General features: G+C 36.1%; 17 protein-coding genes. 12 read left to right on the top strand and 5 right to left on the bottom strand.

Annotated features, from left to right (window positions below):
* Nucleotides 1-17 precede the first annotated feature (17 nt).
* The 7 genes from C8D70_RS05260 to C8D70_RS05230 all read left to right on the top strand — a co-directional run bounded on the left by C8D70_RS05260 (nucleotide 18) and on the right by C8D70_RS05230 (nucleotide 7,608).
* Nucleotides 18-1,304, top strand: coding sequence for a cation:proton antiporter (locus C8D70_RS05260; RefSeq protein ID WP_110366590.1), 1,287 nt, complete (start codon nucleotides 18-20; stop codon nucleotides 1,302-1,304).
* A gap of 6 nt (nucleotides 1,305-1,310) precedes the next feature.
* Nucleotides 1,311-2,027 (top strand): DNA alkylation repair protein, encoded by a 717-nt coding sequence (locus tag C8D70_RS05255; RefSeq protein WP_110366589.1) that lies wholly within the window; start codon nucleotides 1,311-1,313, stop codon nucleotides 2,025-2,027.
* Between the two features lie 133 nt (nucleotides 2,028-2,160).
* Nucleotides 2,161-2,829, top strand: coding sequence for a hypothetical protein (locus C8D70_RS05250; protein WP_110366588.1), 669 nt, complete (start codon nucleotides 2,161-2,163; stop codon nucleotides 2,827-2,829).
* A gap of 17 nt (nucleotides 2,830-2,846) precedes the next feature.
* On the top strand, nucleotides 2,847-4,865 hold the full coding sequence (locus C8D70_RS05245; RefSeq protein ID WP_110366587.1) for a hypothetical protein: 2,019 nt from the start codon (nucleotides 2,847-2,849) through the stop codon (nucleotides 4,863-4,865).
* Entirely contained in the window at nucleotides 4,866-6,104 is a 1,239-nt protein-coding gene (locus C8D70_RS05240; protein ID WP_110366586.1) for a hypothetical protein, read from the top strand. It begins immediately after the preceding gene.
* A 28-nt stretch (nucleotides 6,105-6,132) separates the two neighbouring features.
* On the top strand, nucleotides 6,133-6,471 hold the full coding sequence (locus C8D70_RS05235) for a DUF6122 family protein (protein ID WP_076596491.1): 339 nt from the start codon (nucleotides 6,133-6,135) through the stop codon (nucleotides 6,469-6,471).
* 66 nt (nucleotides 6,472-6,537) lie between these two features.
* Complete coding sequence (locus C8D70_RS05230; protein ID WP_110366585.1) at nucleotides 6,538-7,608, top strand: calcium:proton antiporter; 1,071 nt, start codon at nucleotides 6,538-6,540, stop codon at nucleotides 7,606-7,608.
* Between the two features lie 64 nt (nucleotides 7,609-7,672).
* Here the strand turns inward: C8D70_RS05230 and C8D70_RS05225 are convergent, their stop codons facing one another.
* Entirely contained in the window at nucleotides 7,673-8,053 is a 381-nt protein-coding gene (locus tag C8D70_RS05225) for a group III truncated hemoglobin (protein ID WP_076596489.1), read from the bottom strand.
* 211 nt (nucleotides 8,054-8,264) lie between these two features.
* Between C8D70_RS05225 and C8D70_RS05220 the strand changes: the two genes are divergently transcribed.
* From C8D70_RS05220 to C8D70_RS05205, 4 genes are all read left to right on the top strand, one after another.
* The gene (locus C8D70_RS05220; protein WP_110366584.1) at nucleotides 8,265-9,257 is read left to right on the top strand and encodes a hypothetical protein; all 993 of its coding nucleotides are present in this window, start codon (nucleotides 8,265-8,267) and stop codon (nucleotides 9,255-9,257) included.
* Between the two features lie 282 nt (nucleotides 9,258-9,539).
* Nucleotides 9,540-10,511 (top strand): ion channel, encoded by a 972-nt coding sequence (locus tag C8D70_RS05215; RefSeq protein WP_110366583.1) that lies wholly within the window; start codon nucleotides 9,540-9,542, stop codon nucleotides 10,509-10,511.
* Nucleotides 10,512-11,000: a YkgJ family cysteine cluster protein gene (locus C8D70_RS05210; protein ID WP_076596486.1), complete on the top strand. Its 489-nt coding sequence runs from the start codon at nucleotides 10,512-10,514 to the stop codon at nucleotides 10,998-11,000. It begins immediately after the preceding gene.
* Between the two features lie 240 nt (nucleotides 11,001-11,240).
* The gene (locus C8D70_RS05205) at nucleotides 11,241-11,543 is read left to right on the top strand and encodes a hypothetical protein (RefSeq protein WP_076596485.1); all 303 of its coding nucleotides are present in this window, start codon (nucleotides 11,241-11,243) and stop codon (nucleotides 11,541-11,543) included.
* A 43-nt stretch (nucleotides 11,544-11,586) separates the two neighbouring features.
* On the opposite strand, the gene C8D70_RS05200 is transcribed toward C8D70_RS05205, so the two are convergent.
* The 4 genes from C8D70_RS05200 to C8D70_RS05185 all read right to left on the bottom strand — a co-directional run bounded on the left by C8D70_RS05200 (nucleotide 11,587) and on the right by C8D70_RS05185 (nucleotide 15,546).
* The gene (locus tag C8D70_RS05200; protein WP_110366582.1) at nucleotides 11,587-11,955 is read right to left on the bottom strand and encodes an iron chaperone; all 369 of its coding nucleotides are present in this window, start codon (nucleotides 11,953-11,955) and stop codon (nucleotides 11,587-11,589) included.
* A 131-nt stretch (nucleotides 11,956-12,086) separates the two neighbouring features.
* Nucleotides 12,087-13,445 carry an NADP-specific glutamate dehydrogenase gene (gdhA, locus tag C8D70_RS05195; protein ID WP_079243812.1) on the bottom strand — a complete coding sequence of 453 codons (1,359 nt, stop codon included), beginning with the start codon at nucleotides 13,443-13,445 and terminating at the stop codon, nucleotides 12,087-12,089.
* A 190-nt stretch (nucleotides 13,446-13,635) separates the two neighbouring features.
* Nucleotides 13,636-14,745 carry a DNA-processing protein DprA gene (gene dprA / locus C8D70_RS05190; RefSeq protein WP_110366581.1) on the bottom strand — a complete coding sequence of 370 codons (1,110 nt, stop codon included), beginning with the start codon at nucleotides 14,743-14,745 and terminating at the stop codon, nucleotides 13,636-13,638.
* 33 nt (nucleotides 14,746-14,778) lie between these two features.
* Nucleotides 14,779-15,546, bottom strand: a complete 768-nt coding sequence (locus C8D70_RS05185; protein ID WP_076596482.1) for a rhomboid family intramembrane serine protease — start codon at nucleotides 15,544-15,546, stop codon at nucleotides 14,779-14,781.
* Nucleotides 15,547-15,796: 250 nt separating this feature from the next.
* Here C8D70_RS05185 and C8D70_RS05180 point away from each other — a divergent pair, with 250 nt between their 5' ends.
* The gene (locus C8D70_RS05180; protein WP_076596481.1) at nucleotides 15,797-16,723 is read left to right on the top strand and encodes a DUF3078 domain-containing protein; all 927 of its coding nucleotides are present in this window, start codon (nucleotides 15,797-15,799) and stop codon (nucleotides 16,721-16,723) included.
* Nucleotides 16,724-16,935 lie beyond the last annotated feature (212 nt).

Here is a 16,935-nt window from a genome sequence, read left to right as displayed (position 1 = left end):
TAAAATAAAAACACTTAGTGGAATTATATTATTCATTTTCAGCATTAATCGTATTAGCATCAATATTTGCCTATCTTAACTACAGGTTTTTAAAACTTCCGAGTACCATCGGAATTATGGTCATTGCCATTGTGGTTTCTATTTTTCTGGTCCTGTTCGGAGAAACGGTTCTTCCCAGAACTTTCGGACATCTTCATAAACTGATGAACGGCATAGATTTTACAGAAGTTCTGATGGGGGCCATGCTTAATTTTCTGCTCTTTGCAGGAGGAATTCATATTAATATTAATGATCTGAAAGAACAGTTCAGACCTGTAGTGATATTTTCCACGGTAGGTGTTGTGATTTCTACCTTTGTTGTAGGATTCGGAATGTTTTATCTGCTTCCTTATGTAGGAATAAAGCTTCCTTTTATCTACTGTCTTGTTTTTGGTGCTTTGATTTCTCCTACCGATCCGGTAGCGGTTCTGAGTGTACTGAAACAAGCCAATGTATCCAAATCACTGGAAACAAAAGTGGCCGGAGAATCTCTTTTTAATGACGGTATGGCGGTTGTAGTATTTACGGTGATCTTACAGCTGGCGGTCGGAAAAGAAGTTGATCTGAGTGTTGAAACCATCGGATTGCTTCTGCTTAAAGAAGCCGGAGGAGGTCTTTTACTCGGGGTTCTGTTAGGATGGGTTACTTCAAGATTGATGCGTGAAGTGGATGATTATATTATCTCTGTGTTGGTGACACTTTCTGTTGTAATGGGAGGGTATCTTATTGCCCGTCAGATGCATATTTCAGGACCATTGACAATGGTGGCCGCAGGATTGTTTATGGGGAACTTCAACAGAAGTTTCAAAATGAAATCAGTGACGCAGGACTATCTGATTAAATTCTGGGAGCTGATTGATGAAATTCTGAATGCTGTACTATTCCTGTTCATCGGTTTTGAACTTTTGATGATTAAAGATCTCAGACATTTCATGATTCCCGGCTTAGTTGCCATTGTGGTAGTTCTGTTTGCAAGATTTATTTCTATTTGGGGACCTACAAAATTTACTTCTCTGAGAAGAAGTTTCAGTCCACAGACGGTAAAAGTTCTCGTTTGGGGCGGAATCCGCGGAGGAGTTTCCATCGCATTGGCGATGTCTGTTCCTAAAAGTGAATACAGTGAGATTATTTTAAGTATAACTTATTGTGTAGTAGTATTCTCGATCATTGTTCAAGGGCTTACTATTGCAAAAGTGGCGAACCCTAAACAGATTGCAGAAGAGGAGGGAGAGCAGGAAAATATTGCTTTAGAAGAGAAAGCTTAATTTATTATGAGTATTGTTAAAGAAATACAGGAAGCACTTGCTGTTTTATCCATTCCTGAAAAGGCAGAATTTTTTCCAAGATTTTTCAAAACGGGAAAAGGAGAATATGGTGAGGGTGATTTTTTTCTGGGGGTAAAAGTTCCGGATCAACGCTCTGTAGCCAAAGAATATTACTCGAAAATAAATTTACAAGAACTCAGCACCTTACTTTCTTCAAAATATCATGAGCACAGACTGACGGCTCTTTTTATGCTGATTTCAAAGTTCGAAAAAACAAAAGATAAAGCAGGAAAAGAAGAAGTGATCGCTTTTTATCTGGATCATCTTCCCTATGTTAATAACTGGGATCTGGTAGATTCAACCTGTTATAAAATTTTAGGCAGATATGCTTTTGAAAATCAGAAAGAAAATCTTCTTAGAGATCTTTCAGAATCTGATGAGATGTGGCATAAAAGGATTGCTGTTGTCGGAACAATGCATTATATAAAAAAAGGGTCATTTGATCTGACAAAAGAATTCGTCACCAGAAATCTGAAACATCCACATGATCTGATGCACAAAGCAAATGGATGGCTGCTAAGGGAAATGGGAAATAAAAATGAAGGAGCGCTGATCCGTTATCTGAATCAGTATTATAAAGAAATGCCCAGAACCTGCCTTCGGTATGCTATTGAAAAACTGGATGAAGATCTTCGTCAGAACTACCTTAAAGGACGTATTTAAAAAATAATATACGGAAAAAGTACCGTATTTTTCCCTGAAAAAGTACCGGGAAACAGCTATTTATGTCCAAAAAATCAAAGATTATAAGGATTTAAGGTCAGAATTAAGTAATTTTGTGGTTTTAAACCTAATCATGAAAAAAATATTAAAACTATTTCTTGTTCTGCTTCCCCTGTTATTTTTAACAAGCTGTTTCGATATTCTGGATAAGGTGAACGTAAAAGCAGATGGTACAGGAGAATATACTATTATTCTTAATGCCAGTAAAAGCAAAACACGGCTGGCTTCAATTTCCAAGATGGAAACCATCAACGGAAAAAAAGTTCCTAAAAAATCAGAAATTGAAAATAAAATCAATGAAGCTGCCAGAATTTTTAAAGCAACTCCGGGAATCAGTAATGTGAAAACTTCCATGGATTTTGATAATTACATCATCAAACTGAGCTGCAATTTCAAGAAAATAGAAAATATCAATGCCGGTCTGGAAAAACTGAAGGCTCAGAAAATATTGGGCAAAGTGGTTCCAACACAAGTATACAGCCAAAATCTTGAAAAAAAGATATTAACAAGGAATAAAGTAAATACCTTCAAAACAGATTACGACAAGATGAGTAAGGCTGATAAGGAGGTTTTTAACGATGCGAAATATACTTCCATTATGCAGTTTGAAAGCACGGTGAAATCACAAACGAATAATACGTATGTGCTTTCTCCCAATAAAAAAGCACTCAAGCTGGAGGCTGATATTCTGGATCTGATCCTTCAAAAAAAACAAATTCAAAACACCATTCTTTTTCAATAAATTTCTAAACTATAGTCATGAAATCTATCTTATTAAAAACACAAACCATTATTTTCGTTCTCTTTGGCTTTACATGGGGTTTAGCTCAAAACAGCATGAAAATTCCTTCCGATGCCGTATTTTATATGGAAGTTAACGGAAAACAGCTTAATAATAAAATCAACTGGAATAAACTGAACCCTTTGCTGCATGAGCTCAGCAAAAAGAGCAAAGAAAATCTTTCATGGACAGATTATTCCAAAACAGGAATCAAATATGATGCTGTTCAATATCACTATGCAAGTTTTAATGACTCGATTAAAGCTTATAATACCCATTTTATCATTGATAATAGAGAAAAGTTCCAGGAGTTTATTAATTCTGTAAAGAAAAAAGGACAGGAAGTTTCCAGCAGAAAGAACTATTCTTATGTAGATATCAATGATGATATTTTTGTAGCGTGGAACGGAAGCCGTGCTGTTCTCAGCATGATCAGCTATACAAAACCGTATAAGGATCTTTGGGCAGAGGAAGCAGTTGCAGACAGTACAGCAGTTGCAGTGGTGGACTCCGCTTACGCAGAGCCGGGAGATACAGTGTATACCGAAGAGCCGGAAAAGCCGTTTGATTACAAAGAAGAAATCAAAAGCCTGAAGGAAGATATCAAGTATCTGAAAGAAAGTATTAAAGATAATAATAACGAGATCGCAAGAATCCAGAAAGATATCAAATACCTGGAGAAACATCATAAATATCCTGCAGATAAGGAAACTGCTGAGAATTCTGAAAATGGAGAGGAAATGCCTGATGCAGAATATGATGAGGAAGAAGCTAAAGCCTACCAGAAAGAACAGGACTCTATCCGAAGAGAAAACTTTAAGGTTGTTAAAAAGAACGCTGAAGATCGTTTTGACCAATATTTCAGTTCAAATTTAGAAATTGAAGTTCCAAAAGAGATGCTTACATTCAGAGATGCCAATTCCGATGTTTTTGTGTACACAGATTATGGAAGAATTGTAAATGAAGGTATCTACGGAAAAATGACGAAGTATTACGGCTACGGACAGTTTTTCAAAAACATGTACAACTCCAACTATACATACAATCTGTATTTTGATAAAGACAAAGTAAGACTGGTGAATAATTATCAGCACAGAAATAATGACATTCAAAAGAATATCTCTGCCATTTATAAAGGAAAGAAAAACAAAAAGCTGCTGCAACTGATCAATGAAAAAAGTGTCGGTTACTATGCAATGAATGTGAATGGAGCAAAATGCTTTGACATGATGTACAGCCTTCTTCAGAACTCCGGAGAAAATGAGTACAAAAAAGAAATGGAGCTGATCATGGAAACCATGAAAATTGTACTGGATGAAGAAGCAATTACCAAAATTGCACCCGGAAACGGAATCTTTGTTTTAAACGAATTGAAATCTAAAACAGTAGAATACACCGATTATGAATACGATGCAGATTTCAATGAAAAAGAAGTAAAGAAAACCAAAGAGATTGCTGTTCCCAACTTCACTTTCGCTTTTGCAACAGAGAACGAAGGCTACTGGAACCGTATTTTTGATATGCTTGCGACCAATAAAAAGCTTTCTAAAAGATTCTCTAAAAAAGGAGATTTGTACACATTTAAAGAAGAAAAAAACGGAGGCTATGTGGATCAGCTATTCTTTAGCGTGAAAGATGGAGTAGTGTATCTTATGAGTTCAGCAGATAATATTCTGCCGGTAGACCAATCTGATATTTCCAGAAAATGGGCAAAAGATTCAGCGAAATATCCTTTGTCGGGAAGACTGGATATCCGGAAACTTTTAACAGGATTAGATAAAGAATTCAAAAGTCCGAAAGAGAGAAAAACATTGGAGGCGATCAAAAAAAATGTTGGAGAATTGTATTATAAAACAGAAGTAAAAGGAGAAAGTATCCAGACTGAGATGAATTATAACATCAAAGATTCTTCGGAAAACAGCTTAATGTATTTCTTTGATATATTCGATCAGGTTTTTAAAACAAAGGAAACAGACAAGAAGCCTCAAATTTTATAGATGAAAAAAAGGAAGATTATTATCCCGTTATTTTTATTGCTGGCTGTTGCAGTATATTTTGTAGCTTTTCACAAAGATAAAAGCCTTCAATATATTCCTGATAATGCAGATGCAGTGGTCTTAATTGACACGAAGAAATTAACGGGACAGTACCTCTTCAGTTTAGTAACTCATCCTTCAAAATGGTCCGGAAGTAAAAGAAAGAGTAAAAGTTCAGGATCAGTAAAATATTCAGGGATCAGAATACCGGATTTCCTGCAGGTCTTCCATATTAAAAACACCAGGCTGTCCGAATGGTACACAGTTTTGGAACTTAAAGATCAACAGAAGGTCATTGATTTTTTAAAGGATCAAAAGGCTGTGGATAAGGGAAATAACCGCTTTCAGAAGGATCAGTTATTCTTTATGATAGACGGAAATTATTGCATTGCGGGAACGTCAGATCATGCTTTTGAAACTATTCAGAAAAAACTTCTACAGAGTTCTCTACATCATGTTTGGGATGCAGATAAATTTATTCAAAATACACTGGGAAGCATTTCATTCATTTCAGGACATAAGATCCGAAACTTTTCCATTGAGCTAAATGAGGATGAAATTGAAATCAATAATAATTCAAATCCGGAGATTCTTAATACGATTGCTTCAAAAGCTGAGAAAGGAAATCATTTTCTAGAACTTGAATTAGACAAAGAAAACATCAGAAATTTTTCTCATTTTTTCAATAAACGGATAGCAGATTCTTCGCAGATAAATTCTTTAAGAGCCGTGGCAGATCTCGAACAGATCAATGATACCATCGTCACGTATGAATATGATGATAATTTTAATGAAGTTGAAAAAAAGACGGTTCAAAAGATCACCCAGCCCAGCTATATGGTCGATATTCTGAGTAATGATCCTGAGAAAACCTGGCAGTATTTCCAGTCTGAGAAGTGGATCAATAATGAAAATCAATTCACGGCAATTCCTTTTCAACCGAATAAAATCATTCAGCATAATAATGGAATTACGATAAAATCGACCCGAAATCCGATAGCAATGCCGCCCCGATTAAATGAAAACTATATTGTAATCAGAAATAATGCGTTGTTGTATTCTTCTTTGAAAACACTGAGTATCACTGAAAAAAGAATCATCTCAGATATCGATTATGTATTGTACGGAAATCAATCCGGTCATTATTGGATAAAAATAAAAGCAAAGAAAGGAGAATTACCCTTAATTTTACGATGGTAAGCAAAGAACCCGAATAAAATTTTCATGAATGGCTTCATCAGACATCGCATTGCTCAAAACTTTTACGCATTATTTTTTGCATCTTGTTTTTCCTGTTTTTATCGCATTGATTTTTTATCGTAAAAACTGGAAAAAGGCATATTTCATTCTTCTCGCTACGATGCTGGTAGATCTTGACCATCTTTTTGCCAATCCTGTTTTTGATCCTTCAAGAGAAAGCATAGGTTTTCATTTTTTACATTCTTATTACGCCATTGCGGTGTATTTTTTGCTGTTGTTCTTCAAAGGAAATATCAGGATTATAGGAATCGGGCTTCTGTTTCATATGTTCACAGATTATCAGGATTTTAACTTCTGGCCTCATTAAAATATTATTAATATTTTCTTTTAATATTGAAATTATTATAGATTTTTTGTATTTTGTAGTCACGATATGAGACTAAAAGAACTTTTACATTATACCTATATTTTTCCTATTCTGGCAGTAGGGTACTATTTTTCCGGTTTTATGGGAAGTGGTGTCTTTAATGATATTCTTGCCGGTATTTTATTGATCGGAAGTGTTTTATCAGCAGTACATCATGCTGAAGTTGTAGCTCATAAAGTAGGAGAGCCTTTTGGGACCATCATTCTGGCTCTTTGCATCACCATTATTGAAGTGGCACTCATCATCTCGCTGATGGTTGCCGGCGGAGATCAGGCGATCACGCTGGCCAGAGATACGGTTTTTGCTGCTGTAATGCTTATTCTTAATGGAATTCTCGGAATATGTATTTTGGCAGGCGGCTTTAAATATCATGAGCAGTTCTTCGCAAGAACCTCAGCAACTACTTATCTGGTGAGTATTGTTTCCATTCTGATACTTACCCTTGTTCTTCCCAATTTTACATCAAGTGTCAACGGACCATTCTATAACGAAGCACAGCTTATTTTTATATCCATAGCATGTCTTGTCATTTACGGGGTTTTCCTGATGGTACAGACGGTTCGACACAGAAGCTACTTTATTGTTCCTGATGAGCATCCTGAAGAACATTATATACCTTCTTTACCAAAAACGCTTATCAGCTTTATTTTTCTGGTGATTTGTCTTGTTATTGTCGTACTGATGGCGAAAGGATTATCAGATACCATAGAAGGTATGGTACAGAGTCTTGGAGCTCCAAAATCCCTGGTTGGGGTAATTATTGCTGCCGTAGTTCTTCTTCCTGAAGGGGTTGCTGCGATCCGTGCAGCAAGAGCCAATCAAATCCAGTCCAGCTTAAATCTGGCATTAGGCTCTGCACTGGCAAGTATTGGTCTTACTATTCCTGCAGTTTCAGCGGTATGCATTATGTATGATATTCCACTTGTATTAGGTTTGGACAAAAAAGACATTATTCTGCTTTCTTTATCCGTATTTATTGTAATGTTATCTTTAAGTCGCGGTAAGACAAATGTTCTTTATGGTACTGTTCTGTTGGTAAATCTGGCAGCTTATATCTTTACAGTAATAGTTCCTTAAAAAAGCAAAAAGAATTCCATTTGAAATCAATTCCCGAAAACTTCAAAACGGGAACTCAAAGCACTTAGAGCCTTCTGGCCAGCTCCATTTTGAAAGCCATAAGTTTGGCTATATTTTCGGATTTGTAGATTGCCATGTCTGCATTTTCTCCTACAAAGTTTTCCTCAATAGTAGTGCGCCAAAGCAGCAGCCATCTGTCAAAATGTTTTTGTTCCATCGCCTGTATCTCGTTAATCGGGAAATGTACACCCATTGGATTTCCTTTATAGGTCATCTGCCCGAAAAGAATAGACTCCCAGAAAGAATACATTTTAGGAAGATGCTGATCCCAGTCTACCTTAGCAATATCATTAAAAAAGAATCCAATGGTTTCATCTTTAACAACTTTGTTGTAAAATGAATTGACAAGGTATTCAATGTCTTCTCTTGATTCAAGCTTTTTCATAGTTCAAATTTAATATAATTCACATTAAAAATTCCAGTCCCGAAATTGATAAATTTCATATAGACAGTATTTTACAACCCGTGCTGTAAAAATATAGGAGTATAAAATGAAAAAATTGGGAAAGATTAAAATTTGATTAATTCGCAAAAAAATACCTTAAAAGAATCCATTTTTTGTAAATTTAATTATTAAACACTAAAAAATTATTAAAATGACTAAAAAAATCAATTCTATTTGTATTCTCTTACTGATGTTTTCGGTGTCATGTTCAAGGGATGAAGTGAGTACTATTAATGATGATTCAGAAAAAGTGAATTATTCTGAAGTAAAGAATTCGCAGCTTACAGAGGCGAAAATGCTTCAGCAAGGCTGGAAAATTGTAGATGAGTTTAAATTGGCAGGTAATAATGGACTGAGTGCCCGCTATCGTTCATCTAATGAAGAGCGTGAAATCCCATTCAGGCCCAATCATCTGAAAGATATGGGATATGATATTAGTTATTCCGGAGAAAGAACGAGGTTGAAAAATGTTTTTGCTTACTCTGGTCAGGTTCCGGATGGAATTATTTTTAATCCTGACCTTTCTGTAGATGGAGATACACGGAATACAGCTCCTAATCCTAATGTTTCCATTGTTCTGGGAACTCCTGAGGTATCCATAAAAACAGATGGGGTGGATTTACCGGATAATGCCTATACCACGGAGGCGATTAATAATGGCGACAGAGAAAGTGAAATTACGGTAACCTATTCTTATAAAAAAGGATATTCTACCTCCTGGAAACGTACTGTCTCAGGTTCATTTGAAGTGGCAGCATCAGTATCCGTTGATATTCCGTTAGTGGCAAAAGCTTCGGCAAGCACAAAAGTTGTGGTGGGAGGAGATACAACGGAAGGAACAGAAAACTCTGAAGAAATTACGGAGACCAGCAGCTACAAGACCATCGTTCCTGCCAATTCTAAAAAGTCTATTTCTGTCCTTACGAAACTGAAAGGATCATCTGTTGAATACTTTGTACCTATGAAATTAACCGGAAGATTGCAAGCCAACTTTCCTTCTCCTGTAGATGGACATTATTATTGGGCCTTTCCTATCGAAAGCTTTCCTGATTTTCTTGCCAATATACATGGAGAATCGGGGATTGTAAAATCTGTCAGCAATGTAAGTGTTACGGTAATGGAATCACCGGCACAACCTATATAAAACTATTTTAATAAAGATTGTATAAACAGCAGAAATTCAAAATTTCTGCTGTTTTTTTGTTTTAGTTCTTTTGAATGAAAGTTCAATAAAGCCCTTTGATAAAGCAATCTGTCATCTGAATGATGAATATTAAAGGATGATTCCTAAAAAGCATTGATATCTTAATGGATTCTATTCTTAACTTTGCTTTTTGAATATCTGTAAGTTGAAAAAAGAGCTGATCATCAGATGGCTTACTGATAGAGGAAAATCATAATATAACAAAGTCAAAATGATTAACAAATGACAGGAGGACTCAGAAAAAAGATCCGTCAGAAAAATGCGGAGAACAGTGGTTTCGGAACCAATGCCTCAGGAAGGTTTATCAATAAAGATGGTCTCCCGAATGTTCAGAGAAGAGGAGTGAACGTTTTTAACAGGCTAAGCTGGTATCACACCATGCTGAATCTCTCTTCATTCCGTTTTATATCTTATCTGGTTATTGCTTATATCATCATTAATCTTTTGTTTGCTATGATCTATTATCTTATTGGTGTAGAACATCTTACCGGGATTGATAAGAGTGATCCGCTTAATGAATTTATTGATGTTTTTTTCTTCAGCTCTCAGACATTTACTACGGTTGGATATGGAAGAATCGCTCCTGTAGGTTTTCTGGCAAGTCTTGTGGCTACTTTTGAAGCTTTTCTGGGATTGCTTACCTTTGCCATTGCTACAGGGCTTTTTTACGGAAGATTTTCAAGGCCCCGTGCCTATCTTAGGTTTTCTGATATAGCCGTTATTGCTCCTTTTCAGGAATCTTCAGCATTAATGTTCAGGCTTGCTCCCTATAAGAATAATGCGCTGACGGATGCAGACGTTATTGTATCTGTAGCCATTGAGGTGATAGAAAACGGAGTAGCCAAAAGTAATTTTTACGGGCTTACGACACAGATGAGCAAAATCAATACGCTGGCTCTCAACTGGACTGTGGTGCATAAAATTGATGAAAACTCTCCGTTTTACGGATTTTCTGAGGAAGATTTTAAAAATACGGATATGGAACTTATCGTACAGGTACGCGCGTTTGATGAAGTGTTTTCAAATACGGTGGTTCAAAGGTCTTCGTATACTACAGGAGAAATTGTATATGGAGCTAAATTTGTTCCGATGTATTATCCAAACAAAGAAAATCTTTCAACGGTACTGGATCTGGATAAAATCAATGAATATAAGAAAGAAGAACTCCCGGATTCAGTGATAAACAAAGGATAAATGGATTTAGATTTTTATAAAAAACAAGCGATACAAAAGCAGAAAGAGCATAAGAAATTTCTGGACGGATTAAAAAAGAAACCACCCAAAAACCTCGACTATGCAGTACAGGAAACCCATGATGAAGTTTTTGAAGAAATAGACTGTCTGCAATGTGCTAATTGCTGCAAAACAACCGGTCCTCTCTATACTGAAAAAGATATTGAGCGAATTGCCAAACATCTCCGAATGAAGTCTGCAGACTTTGAAGCAAAGTTTTTAAGAGTGGATGAAGATAATGATAAAGTTCTGCAAAATCTTCCCTGTTTTTTTCTGAATGGTGATAATACATGCTCTATCTATGATGTAAGACCAAAAGCTTGTCGGGAATATCCCCATACAGACCGTAAGAAGATTTACCAGATCAATAATTTGATGCTTAAAAATACGGTTATCTGTCCTGCAGCATTTGAATTTGTAGAAAAAATGATGAAGAATATAGAGAAGTAGATTTCAAGGATGGAAGCAGGAGGAGGGAGAGGGAAGTTTTGAGAGTAAAAACGGTTTAATTAAAGTCTTTTAACCGGAATAAACTTCCAGCTTCCGGCATCAGTCTTCCAACCAAATCACCCGAACTTATTTTTTGCAAATTCCTCTTAAATAATTATAAATTCCGTTAAATAAGCTTTTTACATATAATTTCACAAATGATGCTTCGTTTTAGTTAAACAATCATTTAAATATTATATTATGAAAAAGTTATTTTTAACGGCAGCGTTTACATTAGTCGGAGTAATCGCAGTATCAGCCCAATCAACAACACAAAAGCCGGCCGATACTTCTACTAATAACACTACGACAACTCAAACTCAACAACCAAATACTCAGACTACAAGTCCTTCGGATCCAAAGAATCAACAGGAAAAATCACCTGCAACTACAATGGAAACTGCACCTGCAACGGATCCATCAGTAAGTACAACGCCTACTGATGCTACTAAACCTGCAGATGCTCCTAAAGAAGAGAAGAAAGACAAAAAGAAGAAAAAGTAAAGCACTTTAGCAAACACCAGCCGGAATCCTGAAATCTTGTATTTCAGGATTTTTTTTGGTCAATTTCTTCCACTCTGAACAGCAGGATCTTAGTAATGAGATCCAGTGGAAGATCTTCATTAATTGGAAATTGGACAGCGCCTTTAGAAAACTTATATTTTCTTTCCTTAAAATCTGTCTCAAAATTCCGGATACCTTCAGCTCCCGGATAGAATCCGATATGCTTTTTGTAACCCGCAAAATAAATCAACGGTTTTGCTTTGTACCGGAAGGCAGGCATCTGATATCCAATATATTCTTCAAGATCCGGAACCTGTAAATGAATTGCTTTCCTAAGTTCTTGAAGCTTTTCCTGTATTTCTACCGAAAACAGGAAAATGTATTCATCAATATTTGTAAACGTGCTTTGCATGATATAAAAATAAAAAAAGCGCTGCATATAGCAGCGCTTTCTCCTTTCACTTTTTACTTTTTTCCCATTATCCCGGGAACAGGCTATATCAAAAAAGGTCGGGAGTTTTTCCCAACCTTTGTTTTTTTTCGTTACACAACTCCTTGAGCCAACATTGCTTCTGCTACTTTTACGAAGCCGGCAATATTTGCACCTTTTACGTAGTTTACATAACCGTCTTCGTCTTTTCCGTAGTCTCTACAAGCTTTGTGGATGCCGATCATGATTTCCTTTAATCTTGCATCAACTTCTTCGGAAGTCCAGTTAAGACGGATAGAGTTCTGAGTCATTTCTAATCCTGATGTTGCAACACCTCCAGCGTTGGAAGCTTTACCAGGAGAGAATAATACTTTATTATCTAAGAAATAGTTGATAGCATCAAGTGTGGAAGGCATGTTCGCAGCTTCAGTCACACAAACACATCCGTTTTCAACTAATTTTCTTGCATCATCTAGATCTAATTCGTTTTGAGTTGCAGAAGGGAAGGCAACGTCACACTTCACATCCCAAGGACGTTTTCCAGCATGGAATTCAGCAGAAGGATATTTTTTAGCATAGTCTTCCGCTCTGTTGTTTCCGGAAGATCTAAGCTCTAATAAATAATCGATCTTTTCTCCGCTGATACCATCTTTATCATAGATGTATCCATCTGGTCCAGAGATCGTTACTACTTTAGCACCTAATTCAGTTGCTTTTTTGATCACTCCCCACGCTACGTTTCCGAAACCTGATACCGTTACGATTTTATCCTGGAAATTTTGTCCGATCGTTTTAAGCATCTGCTCTGCGAAGTATACTACACCGTATCCTGTAGCTTCAGGACGGATTAATGAACCTCCGTAAGCAAGACCTTTTCCTGTAAGAACTCCTGTAAACTCGTTTCTGATTTTTTTATACTGTCCGAATAAATATCCGATTTCTCTTGCTCCAACACCGATGTCCCCCGCAGGTACATCTGTTTCAGGACCGATGTGCTTGCACAATTCTGTCATGAAAGCCTGGCAGAAACGCATTACTTCCATATCAGATTTTCCTTGTGGATCGAAATCTGAACCTCCTTTACCACCTCCCATTGGAAGAGTTGTCAAAGAGTTTTTGAATACTTGTTCAAAAGCTAAGAATTTAAGAACGGATAAGTTTACAGTAGGATGGAAACGGATTCCTCCTTTGTATGGTCCAATAGCAGAGTTCATTTGAATTCTGAAACCTCTGTTAACCTGAATTTCTCCTTTGTCATCAACCCATGGAACTCTGAAAATAATAATTCTTTCAGCTTCAGCCATTCTTTCAAGCAGCTTCATTCCGGTATATTCTTTTTTAGTAGCAATGAATGGAATTACGGTTACGGCAACTTCTTTTACAGCCTGTAAAAATTCCGGTTCGTTAGGATTTTTTGCTTCAATTTTTGCAATAAACTCTTGGATTTTCTGGTCAATATTATATTGTTCCATATATTAAGGTTGAATATTATTGTCAACAAATTTAATTTTTTTTTCAAGATTCACAACACTATATTTTAACATTGTTAAAAATTAAATAATAATGTTCCGTAATATTATTAAATTAATAATTTACGTTCAAATTTTGTTAAAAATGAAATGTTATGTGTGAAATAATGCAGTATTAAGAAATCATTAAATCTTAAATGGCGATGAATTGTCTCCCGGAAAATGATTTTACTTTCCCTAAAAGTTCCAATTCCAAAATTATTGGTAAAATTTTGTGAGTGGCAAGATCAATTCTCTGGGCCAGATCATCTAATGAAATCTGAGGCTGGTCTTTAATAGATTGGTATATTAAGTTTTGATTGCCAGATAATTGTAAGGTAGTCTCGCAATAAGGAAATAACTCTTCCATTTTTTCTTTGGGACCATTTAACCCGAGAAGTCCGATAAGATCTTTTAAGGTAGAAATGGCTGTTGCTTTATTATGGAATATCAACTGATTACATCCCTGGCTGCAGCTGTCTGTAATTTTTCCAGGCAGCGCAAAAACATCACGGTTATAATCATTAGCGAAGGCAGCTGTGCTTACAGAGCCTCCTCCAAAACCGGTTTCCACTACAATAGTTGCCGGAGATATTCCTGCCACAATTCTGTTTCTTTGGATGAAGTTTTCCCGGTCTGGTTTTCTTGCAGAGCTGAACTCTGTTATTAATACGCCTCCTTCCTGTAAAATTTTTTCAGAAAGTTTTCTGTTTTTTGCCGGATATAAATACCTGAAACCATGTGCAAGAACCGCAATGGTAGGTTTCCGGTGGCGAATAGACTGTTCGTGAACTTCTTTGTCGATGCCTAAAGCGAGACCACTTACAGATGTATATTCTGAAGATTGTGTTGCTTCAAAAAAGTCTTCAATGAACTGCTTCCCATAAGTTGTCATATTACGGGTTCCTACAATACTTACTTTTGGTTGTGCCTCATCAATATTTCCTTTTTGATAAAGAATAGCCGGTGCGTCATTACATTCATTAAGCAGGGATGGGGTTTCTTGAAGGTGTCTGAGCCTTATTTGAATATTATTTTTTTCGCAAAAATCCAATTCTTCTTCTGCAAATTCCAAATGAGCCTTATTTCCAATGTCTGAAACCGTTCTTTGTCCTATTCCTTCCAGTTTTTTATATTCTTTTTTTGCTCTTTTCCAGGCATCCTGAGCACTTCCGAATGTACGGACAAGCTTATGAAAATGAATGTCGCCAATCTGGCTGCACTCGCGAAGGGCGATTGAATATAAGTATTCTTCGGAAATCATGTGTGTTTTTCTTCAAATGTAGTAAATTAAGTTTTATCTTTTTCTCAATTCCTCCAGATGATCCCAGATATCATCTTTTTTCTTGTAGGGAAGTTCCATAAAATCCTCAGGATGATTTTCCTTATATTCCTGCCACAATTTATCATCTTTTTCGCTATAATAATTCGGAAACTCCCAGATAAATTTTTTCTTCTTTTCTCCTACGTTTTTAAAAGCAAACGCAATAATACTGCCTACTACAGCTCCGGAAAGATGGGCCTGCCATGAAATTTTACTCGGTTCCTGCATATTATAAAACAGTTCTTCCGGAAGCATTCCCCAAACCAAGCTGCCATAATAAAGCACTACAAGCATTGAAATAGTAAGAAGTTTTGTATTCCATTTGAATACCCCGCTGAAGAAAAGGAAAAAAGCAAGAACATATACCACACCGCTGGCTCCGATGGTACAAGTGTACATATATTCGCCAGTGAGAATGTCAATTGGAGGAAGCAGCCATACCAAAAGCCCCGTTGCCAGCCAGCCGATAATAAAAACTTTATTGGCTACCACAGGGTAAAACTGATATAATAAAAACATAAGTGCCGCTATCGGGATAGAGTTTCCTATAATATGATCGATGTTTCCATGTAAGAGGGGAGATGTAACTATGCCAAATAATCCCTCGGGCAAGAGAGGAATAATGGCTCCAAAACAGCTTTGAAAAAAGCCCTGCATTTGTAAAAAATATCCGAACCACATCGCTGAAAGCATTAGCAATGGGTATATAACCGCTCTTTTGGAAATTACATTTTTGAACATGTGGATTTTACGTCAAATCAAAAGCCAATGATAAATTTCGGAAAATTTGGCGATGAATAAGTTTCTACCGACCTGATTTTAAGACAAAAGGTATTAAATTTAACTGTTGAACTTATTATTTTGGCATTGATTTTATAGAAATATCTTGTTATGAGGTGATTAAACTTTATTGAAATCAGATTCTTTTAAAGCCAGATTTACCTTAAAAAAAATTATATTAATATTTTTGCATTGAAAATTATTTAGAGTAATGAAGAAGTTTTTATTGATTCTTTCCTGTTTTATAGGAATAAATGCAAGTGCACAAGAAGAATTGAAAAAAGATTCCGTAGTTGCAGACACTGTAAAATACTGGTCAGTAATGGGAAAAAATACATTAATGATTAACCAGGCTGCCTTTTCAAACTGGGTAGGAGGTGGTGCCAACAACGTAGGATGGCTTGCCGGTGTCAATTACAATATAACCTATGAAAAAGACAAAGATCTTTGGGAGAATATTATTATACTGGGTTATGGGCAGAATGACACAAAAGGGTTAGGAATAAGAAAAACCCAGGATGTGATCAATGTTTCTACCAATTATGGGAGGAAGTTTTCAAAAAGCTGGTATTTCTCTTCAGGAGCTGGTTTACAGTCACAGTTTGCAGCAGGGTATGAAGATGGAAATAATCCTGAGGCGAAGAAAATATCAAATTTTATGGCGCCAGGTTATCTGAATGTCGGTATGGGTATCACATACAGACCGAATGATGATCTGACTGTCACTTTACGTCCTATCAACGCCAGATGGACTTTTGTATTGGATAAAGATCTTCAGACGGCTGGAAGTTATGGGTTAAAAAATGACGGTGATACCTCCTTACTGCAATTCGGTTTCCTGGGAACGGCAATATATAAACTGAAAATAATGGAAGATATTTACTTAACCAATACAGCTTCTGTTTTCTCGAATTACCTCGACCGTCCGGATAGATTGGTTCTTGCTTATGGAGCTTTACTGAACCTGAAAGTAAACAAATATATCTCATCCAATGTGACGGTAGATTTGCTCTACGATCATAATCAGATAGAAAAAACGCAGTTAAAACAAACTCTTGGAATCGGTTTCGCTTATACGCTGGATAATGGGGTGAAACGCTCCGACCGTAAAGACAGCCAGTGGTGGATCAAAAAATGATGTAGAATAAAATACTTAAACAGGAAAAGCACTTCATAAATGAGGTGTTTTTTTGTTTTTACAATACTGTAATTTTAAGTTGCTTTAAGTTTGCGAGATAAAATATTTATATTTAATTGTCTTATTTTCAGTTTGTTATTGCTTTAAAATAAATTATATTAAATTCAATTTAAAGTGAATTTTATAATGGCATAGATTATTATTTATACATT

Source organism: Chryseobacterium sp. CBTAP 102, assembly GCF_003201365.1.
GTDB classification, from domain to species: Bacteria; Bacteroidota; Bacteroidia; order Flavobacteriales; family Weeksellaceae; genus Chryseobacterium; species Chryseobacterium candidae.
This window is presented reverse-complemented; position numbering and strand designations above follow the sequence as displayed.

Excerpts from the sequence above, each read along its gene's own strand:
- gdhA (WP_079243812.1), bottom strand. The coding sequence starts at position 13,445 with ATGGAACAATATAATATTGACCAGAAAATCCAAGAGTTTATTGCAAAA.
- C8D70_RS05240 (WP_110366586.1), top strand. The coding sequence starts at position 4,866 with ATGAAAAAAAGGAAGATTATTATCCCGTTATTTTTATTGCTGGCTGTT.
- C8D70_RS05215 (WP_110366583.1), top strand. The coding sequence starts at position 9,540 with ATGACAGGAGGACTCAGAAAAAAGATCCGTCAGAAAAATGCGGAGAAC.
- C8D70_RS05225 (WP_076596489.1), bottom strand. The coding sequence starts at position 8,053 with ATGAAAAAGCTTGAATCAAGAGAAGACATTGAATACCTTGTCAATTCA.
- C8D70_RS05210 (WP_076596486.1), top strand. The coding sequence starts at position 10,512 with ATGGATTTAGATTTTTATAAAAAACAAGCGATACAAAAGCAGAAAGAG.
- dprA (WP_110366581.1), bottom strand. The coding sequence starts at position 14,745 with ATGATTTCCGAAGAATACTTATATTCAATCGCCCTTCGCGAGTGCAGC.
- C8D70_RS05200 (WP_110366582.1), bottom strand. The coding sequence starts at position 11,955 with ATGCAAAGCACGTTTACAAATATTGATGAATACATTTTCCTGTTTTCG.
- C8D70_RS05180 (WP_076596481.1), top strand. The coding sequence starts at position 15,797 with ATGAAGAAGTTTTTATTGATTCTTTCCTGTTTTATAGGAATAAATGCA.
- C8D70_RS05235 (WP_076596491.1), top strand. The coding sequence starts at position 6,133 with ATGGCTTCATCAGACATCGCATTGCTCAAAACTTTTACGCATTATTTT.
- C8D70_RS05230 (WP_110366585.1), top strand. The coding sequence starts at position 6,538 with ATGAGACTAAAAGAACTTTTACATTATACCTATATTTTTCCTATTCTG.
- C8D70_RS05250 (WP_110366588.1), top strand. The coding sequence starts at position 2,161 with ATGAAAAAAATATTAAAACTATTTCTTGTTCTGCTTCCCCTGTTATTT.
- C8D70_RS05220 (WP_110366584.1), top strand. The coding sequence starts at position 8,265 with ATGACTAAAAAAATCAATTCTATTTGTATTCTCTTACTGATGTTTTCG.
- C8D70_RS05245 (WP_110366587.1), top strand. The coding sequence starts at position 2,847 with ATGAAATCTATCTTATTAAAAACACAAACCATTATTTTCGTTCTCTTT.
- C8D70_RS05205 (WP_076596485.1), top strand. The coding sequence starts at position 11,241 with ATGAAAAAGTTATTTTTAACGGCAGCGTTTACATTAGTCGGAGTAATC.
- C8D70_RS05255 (WP_110366589.1), top strand. The coding sequence starts at position 1,311 with ATGAGTATTGTTAAAGAAATACAGGAAGCACTTGCTGTTTTATCCATT.
- C8D70_RS05185 (WP_076596482.1), bottom strand. The coding sequence starts at position 15,546 with ATGTTCAAAAATGTAATTTCCAAAAGAGCGGTTATATACCCATTGCTA.